Source organism: Reyranella sp., assembly GCF_004296935.1.
In the GTDB taxonomy this organism is placed as follows: domain Bacteria; phylum Pseudomonadota; class Alphaproteobacteria; order Reyranellales; family Reyranellaceae; genus Reyranella.
Map to the genome: position 1 here is coordinate 1 of NZ_SCVH01000022.1, position 6,850 is coordinate 6,850.

A 6,850-nucleotide genomic window follows, 5' to 3' on the forward strand; every position below is an offset into this window, starting at 1 on the left:
ACAGTGACCGCGACGCGATCGCCGCCGCCCGTCGCGCCTTCCATGTCTGGTACGACTCCATGGTTCATCTGTGGCGCGCCAACGGCGTCGAACTGCCCCGCCAGGTGTCGACCCCCGACTTCGACGAGGCCGTCGACCAGGGCTACATCGTCGCCGGCTCGCCCGCCAAGGTGCGCGACCGCATGCTGCGCGACCAGTTCGTCTCGGGCATCAACTACAGCATCTGCCGCTTCGCCTGCGGCGACCTCTCGTTCGAGGAATCGGCGCGCTCGGTCCGCCTGTTCGCGCGCGAGGTGATGCCGGCGCTGATTCCCGAGGACGACAAGGACCCCGCCCACTCGGCCACCGGCACCCTGGCGCCCGGCCTGCGCTGGATCGGCGACGAAGACCTCTCCGAAGTCGGCTTCCTCTTCCGCTAGCGCCTCGGGCAAATAAAAACCCGCGGTCCGAATACTCCCGGACCGCGGGCTCCCCCTCCGTGACACGCCGTCCGAGGTTGTTCCGCCCGTGACGACGCGCCTCCCTAAACTCAGGCACAAACTCAGGTACAAACTCGAGGCCATGATCTCCGGATGCGACAAAGCCGGCGATGGTGGGGCCACCGCCGGCTCGTCGAGAGGTCCTTGCTACGCCGCCCGGGGAGAGATAGCGACGAAGCGGGTCATGCCCTCACGATAGATTTTCATCAGCACCGGCTTGCCGGTGGTCTTGGCTTCCTTGAGCTTCTCGCCAGCCATCTTCGGGCTGTCGATCGCATCGCGGCCGACCTGCTGGAGGACGTCGCCGGCCTTCAGCCCCTGGTCGTCGGCCGGGCTTCCCGGCTCGACCGCCGCCACCAGCGCACCGGTGACCGTGCCGTCGAGGCCGAGTTGCTTGCGTGCTTCCGGCGAGAGCGGCGCCAGCGACACGCCGTAGGCCATCGGCTCCGGCTTGGCAGCCTCGGCCGGCTTGCCGTCGGCCTTGGCCTTGATGATCGCGCTCTCTTCCTTCTGGTCGCCGACCTTGGCGGTGACGGTCATGTCCTTGCCGTCGCGCCACACGCCGAGCTTCGCCGAGGTGCCCGGCTTCATCGCCGAGATCATGCGCGTGAGCTCCTTGATGCCGTCGACGTTCTTGCCGTCGACGCTCACGATGACATCACCCGACTTGATGCCGGCCGCCAGCGCGGGGCTGTCGGGCTGCACCATCGCCACCAGGGCACCCTTGTCGGCCTTGAGCGACAGGCTCTCGGCCAGCTCCTTGGTCACCGGCTGGATCTGCACGCCGAGCAGTCCGCGCTCGACCCGGCCGTTGTTCTTGAGCTGCGCGACCACCGGCTCGGCCTGGCTCGACGGGATGGCGAAGCCCAGCCCGATGTTGCCGCCGGTCGGCGAGTAGATCGCGGTGTTGATGCCGATCACCTTGCCGTCCATGTCGAACAGCGGGCCGCCCGAGTTGCCGCGATTGATGGCGGCGTCGGTCTGGATGTAGTCGTCAAACGGGCCCGACTGGATGTCGCGGCCACGCGCCGACACGATGCCGGTCGTCACGGTGCCGCCCAAGCCGAACGGGTTGCCGACCGCCATGACGGCCTGGCCGACGCGCACCTTCGAGGCGTCGCCGAACGTGACGAACGGCAGCGGCTTGTCGCTCTCGACCTTGAGCACGGCGAGATCGGTCTTCTCGTCGCCGCCCATCAGCTTGGCCGGCAGCTTGGTGCCGTCCGCCATGGTCACGGTGATCGAGTCGGCCTTGGCCACGACGTGGTAGTTGGTCACGACCGTGCCCTTGGCATCGACGATGAAGCCGGTGCCGACGCCCTGTGCCTTCTCGGACGGGCGCTGCTTACCCTGCGGCTTGCCGGGCTGGCCAGGCTGGCCGAAGCGCTCGGCGAAGCGCTTCATGAACTCTTCCATCTGCTTGTCCTGCGGACCGGACATGCGCACCTCGTCGCCGTCGTCGGCGCCGGCCTTCATGGTCACGGCGACATTGACGACCGCCGGGGTCACCTTGGCGGCGAGATCGGAGAAGTCCTGCACGGCCTGCGGCGCGGCGATCGCTGCAGGGGCGTTGAACATCGGGGCGATGAGCGCCGGTGCCGTCAGCGCGGTGGTCAGCGCCAGGGCGGTGAGAATACGAGTCTTGGTCTTTGTCATGAACAACCTCCTTTGGGGGCCTCGGACAGGAATATGGGGGGCTGCCCGTGGCGCCCGGATGGCCGCCGGATTGAATGTTTGTATAGTTGGGGGTGATTGCGTCTTGGCCGGGAATGGCGTCAAACCTCGGAGCACGCAAAGTTGTCATCCCGAGCGTAGCGAGGGACCTTTGATCGAGCGCCGCGGGAAAGGTCCCTCGCTACGCTCGGGATGACAGCGTCTTTTGAACTGCTCAAGGCACCTCGTGAAAATTCTCCTCGTAGAAGACGACAAGCAAACCGCCGACTACATCGCCAAGGGCCTGCGCGAGCACGGCCATGTGGTCGACCACGCCGACAACGGCCGCGACGGCCTCTACCTCGCGACCGGCGAAAAATACTACGAGGTGCTGATCGTCGACCGCATGCTGCCGGCCATGGACGGGCTGTCGCTGGTCAAGGCCGCGCGCACGTCGGGCGTCAGGACGCCGGTGCTGTTCCTCACCACCATGGGCGGCGTCGACGACCGTGTCGCCGGCCTCGAGGCAGGCGGCGATGACTACCTGGTGAAGCCCTTTGCCTTTGCCGAGCTGCTGGCGCGCGTCGGCGCCCTCGCGCGGCGGCCGCCGATCATGGCGGCGACGTCGCTCGCCGTCGGCGATCTCGAGATGGATCTGCTCGCCCGCACGGTGACCCGCGCCGGCAAGCGCCTCGACCTGCTCGCCCAGGAATTCAAGATCCTCGAATACCTGCTGCGCCACGCCGGCGAGGTCGTGACCCGCACCATGCTGCTGGAGAAGGTCTGGGATTTCCATTTCGATCCCAAGACCAACATCGTCGAGACGCACATCAGCCGCCTGCGCTCGAAGATCGACAAGGGCTTCGACAAGCCCCTGCTCCATACCGTCAGGGGGGCAGGCTATGTCATCCGCCCGCCCGCCTAGGACCCTCACCAGGATCCTGCGCTCGGCCAGCTTCCGGCTGCCGCTGATCTATGCCGTGCTGTTCATGATCTCGGCCGGCGCGCTGTTCGCCACCGTCTACTACACCGCGACGGCGGCGATGCAGAACGACATGGCGGCCGTGCTGCGCACCGAGGCGCTGCAGCTCACCGAGATCCATCGTCGCAACGGCCTCGCCGGCCTCGCCGAGCAGATCACGCGGCGCATGAATTTCCGCACGCGCGGGCCGATCTTCTATCTGCTGCAGGCGCCCAACGGCCGCGTCGTGGTCGGCAACCTGCCTGGCATGCCGCCGGTCAACGGCGTCATCGATTTCGTGCCACAGCCCGACGCCGCAGAAACCGAGGCCGAGCAGCGCCCCAAGCTCACCGGCTATGGCCTCACCCTGTCCGACGGCGCGTTCCTGCTGGTGGCCCAGGACGCCAATCGCCTGAGCGACATGCAAAGCGCCATCGTCCGCGCCTTCGCCTGGGCCGGCGGCCTCACGCTCCTGCTGGCGATCGCTGGCGGCGCCTGGCTCGGCAGCACCTTCCTGCGCCGCATCGACGCCATCACCCGCACCAGCCGCGCCATCATGGAAGGCGACCTCTCGGCCCGCATTCCCGTGCGCGGCACCCACGACGAGATCGACCAGCTCGTCACCAGCCTCAACGACATGCTGGCCCGCATCCAGCAGCTCATGGACGGCCTGCGCCAGGTTTCCAGCGACATTGCGCATGATTTGCGCACGCCACTCGGCCGCCTGCGCCAGCACCTGGAAGACGCGCGCGAGCGCGCCAGAACCACGGCCGACTACGACCAGGCGACCGACGCCGCCATCGAGGAAGCCGACGCGCTCCTCGAAACCTTTTCCGCCCTGCTGCGCATCGCCCAGGTCGAAGCCGGGGCACAGAAGAGTGCTTTCGCTTCCGTCGATTTCTCCGCCCTCGTGCGCAGCATCGGCGAGGCCTACCAGCCGGCGGCCGAGGATTCGCGGCACAAGCTCGTGATCCAGGTCGATGACGGCGTCAGCCTGACTGGCGACCGCCAGCTCCTCGCCCAGATGATCTCAAACCTGGTCGAGAACGCGCTCCATCACACGCCGGGAGGCACCACGGTCTCGCTCGGCCTGCGGAAGAACGGTGCCGGCTTCGAAGCGGAAGTCGCCGACGATGGCCCAGGCATCCCCGCAGACGAGCATGACAAGGTGTTCGACCGCTTCTATCGCCTCGATCGCAGCCGCTCGACCGCCGGCAGTGGCCTCGGCCTCGCGCTGGTCAAGGCGATCGCCGGCCTGCATGGCCTGTCGGTGAAACTCGAGGATCGCAAGCCAGGCCTCGCTGTCATCCTGAGCGGAGCGAAGGATCCTTCGCTCCGCTCCGGATGACAATTGCTCCCTGGCTCTGGATTCCACTCACGATCTTCGCGGCCCTCGCCCAGACCGTCCGCAACACGGCGCAGCGGCGGCTGACCGACGACCTTGGGACACTGGGCGCCACCCTGGTCCGCTTTCTCTACGGCATGCCGCTCATCGCGCTGTGGCTCGGTCTGGTGGTTGCCCTGGGTGGCCATGCCATGCCGTCTCTCACGGCGGGCTTCGCCATCTGGGTGCTGGTGGCAGCGCTCAGCCAGATGGCCGGCACGGCGCTGCTGCTGCGTGCCATGGCCGAACGCAGCTTCGCCATCGGCCTGGTCTACTCCAAGAGTGAAGTCATCCAGGTCGCCCTCTTCTCCGTGATCTTCCTCGGCGAGGCTCTATCGTTGGTGACGGCACTCGCGATCGTCCTGGCAACATTCGGCGTCGTACTGCTGTCGCCGCGTCCCAAGGGCGCGATGATGGCGCGGAGCTGGGCCGATCCCGCGGCCCTTTACGGCCTGGCCTCAGGCTCGGCCTTCGCCATCTCGGTGGTCGGCTATCGCGGCGCCACACTGGCGCTCGATGCTGGCTCACCCTTCCTTGGCGCTGCCGGGACCCTGTTCTGGAGCCAGCTCACCCAGACCCTGCTGCTCGGCGCCTGGCTGCTCGTCCGCACGCCTTCGGTCGTGCTGGGCGTGCTGCGCGAATGGCGGCTGTCGCTGTTCGCGGGCCTCGCCGGCGCTTCGGCCTCGGCAGCCAACGTAACGGCGCTGGCGCTGGAATCCGCTTCCAACGTGCGGACCCTGATCCTGATAGAGGTGCTGTTCACCTATTTCGTGTCGCTGCGCATCTTCCGCGAGACGATCAGCCGGCGCGAACTTGCCGGCATCGTCCTGGTGGCGCTGGGCGTCGGGATCATTGTCGCGACTTCGCGTTAGAGTCATGGTCGGTTCATGAAAAACCTCTTCGCCTATGTTGGCAGCTACACCACGCCGGGCCGCAATGGGCGCGGCAACGGCATCAACGTCTATCGCATCGATCGCAGCACCGGCGCCTTCAACCACGTCCAGCATCTCGGCGGGCTGGAGAACCCCTCCTTCCTGGCGATCGATCGCTCCGGCCGCTTCCTCTATTCGGTGCACGGCGATCGGAGTGAAGCCACCGCCTTCGGCATCGACCAGCGCACCGGCCACCTGAGCGTGATCAACCGCCAACCGACCGGCGGGTACAACCCGGTGCATCTGGCGCTCGACGCCACCGGCTCCTTCCTCGCCGTGGTGAACTACGGTTCGGATTCCCTGGCTGTGCTGCCGGTGCAGATGGATGGCGGCCTCGCGCCCTACAGCACACTCACGACGGTCACCGGCACCCTGGGGCCGCACCGCGTGCAGCAACGCAACATGGCGCCGCACCACATCCCGCTCGACCGCCAGGGCCGCTTCTTCTACGTGCCGTGCAAGGGCTCGGACTGCGTCGTGGCCTACCGGCTCGACGAAAAGCGCCGCGTGCTGGTCGAGGCTGCGCGCGTCACCGCCCGGCCGGGCGCCGCACCCCGCCACATCGACTTCCATCCAAGAAAGGCGCTGGCCTACGTCCTCAACGAACTCGATTCGACGATCACGAGCTACCGCCAGGATCGCCGCAGCGGCAAGCTCACGCCGCTGCAGACCGTGCCTTCGACGCCCTCAGAATTCACCGGCTACAGCACCGGCGCGGAGATCTGGCTCGATCGCGCCGGTCGCCATGTCTATGTCTCAAATCGCGGCCATGACAGCATCGGTGTCTTCGCCATCGATCCCGCCAAAGGCACGCTGATGCCCAAGCAATGGGTGCCGACCAAAGGCGGCACGCCGCGCTTCTTTGCCTTCGACCCCGCCCAGAAGTTCCTCTATGTCGCCAACCAGGACGGCCATTCGATCGTCACCTACCAGGTCGGCCGCGACGGTCGACTGTCGCCGAGGCCGGTCCGGGTAAGAGTCGGCAGCCCGGCTTGCATTGTGTTTTCCCGGTAGTCCCAAGGCAGGTCCGCGGTCAGCCTTCTTCCTGGAAGGCCTGCTCGCGCGCTTTCTTGATACTGGGCAGGGCCATCAAGACCAACAGCAGGGCCGTGGTGATGAGCAGGCCGAGGCTGATCGGCCGCTCGAGGAACACCATCGCATCGCCGCGCGACAGCAGCATGGCACGCCGGAAGTATTCCTCCATCTGCGGCCCGAGCACGAGCCCCAGCAGGAACGGTGCGCCCTCGCAGCCCAATCGCATGAAGATGTAGCCCAACACGCCGAAGGCCGCGACCTGCATGACGTGGAAGGTACTGTTCTGCAGGCTGTAGGCACCGATGCAACAGAACAGCAGGATCGCCGGGGCGAGGAAGCGGTAGGGCACGGTCAGCAGCTTCACCCACATGCCGATCATCGGCAGGTTGATGACCACCAGCATGGC

Annotated in this window: 6 protein-coding genes and 1 pseudogene; 5 read left to right on the plus strand and 2 right to left on the minus strand. The window is 66.8% G+C overall.

Translation table 11 applies throughout. From position 1 onward, the window contains the following. Nucleotides 1-419 (plus strand): annotated as a pseudogene (locus EPO55_RS03125) (hypothetical protein); the annotation flags it as partial. A 207-nt stretch (nt 420-626) separates the two neighbouring features. Here the strand turns inward: EPO55_RS03125 and EPO55_RS03130 are convergent. Further along, nucleotides 627-2,135 (minus strand): DegQ family serine endoprotease, encoded by a 1,509-nt coding sequence (locus EPO55_RS03130; protein ID WP_296334948.1) that lies wholly within the window; start codon nt 2,133-2,135, stop codon nt 627-629. A gap of 244 nt (nt 2,136-2,379) precedes the next feature. Here EPO55_RS03130 and EPO55_RS03135 point away from each other — a divergent pair, with 244 nt between their 5' ends. Genes EPO55_RS03135 through EPO55_RS03150 form a run of 4 tightly spaced genes read left to right on the plus strand, consistent with a single transcriptional unit; the run spans nt 2,380 to nt 6,423 of the window. Continuing rightward, nucleotides 2,380-3,057: a winged helix-turn-helix domain-containing protein gene (locus tag EPO55_RS03135; RefSeq protein WP_296334949.1), complete on the plus strand. Its 678-nt coding sequence runs from the start codon at nt 2,380-2,382 to the stop codon at nt 3,055-3,057. Beyond that, the gene (locus EPO55_RS03140) at nt 3,035-4,441 is read left to right on the plus strand and encodes an ATP-binding protein (RefSeq protein WP_296334950.1); all 1,407 of its coding nucleotides are present in this window, start codon (nt 3,035-3,037) and stop codon (nt 4,439-4,441) included. The genes EPO55_RS03135 and EPO55_RS03140 overlap by 23 nt, the downstream gene beginning before the upstream one ends. After that, nucleotides 4,438-5,349 carry a DMT family transporter gene (locus EPO55_RS03145; RefSeq protein WP_296334952.1) on the plus strand — a complete coding sequence of 304 codons (912 nt, stop codon included), beginning with the start codon at nt 4,438-4,440 and terminating at the stop codon, nt 5,347-5,349. The genes EPO55_RS03140 and EPO55_RS03145 overlap by 4 nt, the downstream gene beginning before the upstream one ends. A 15-nt stretch (nt 5,350-5,364) precedes the next feature. Next, nucleotides 5,365-6,423 (plus strand): lactonase family protein, encoded by a 1,059-nt coding sequence (locus EPO55_RS03150; RefSeq protein WP_296334954.1) that lies wholly within the window; start codon nt 5,365-5,367, stop codon nt 6,421-6,423. A 19-nt stretch (nt 6,424-6,442) separates the two neighbouring features. Here EPO55_RS03150 and EPO55_RS03155 read toward each other — a convergent pair. Continuing rightward, nucleotides 6,443-6,850 (minus strand): tripartite tricarboxylate transporter permease (locus EPO55_RS03155; RefSeq protein ID WP_296334956.1); only part of this gene is annotated, 408 nt, incomplete at its 5' end.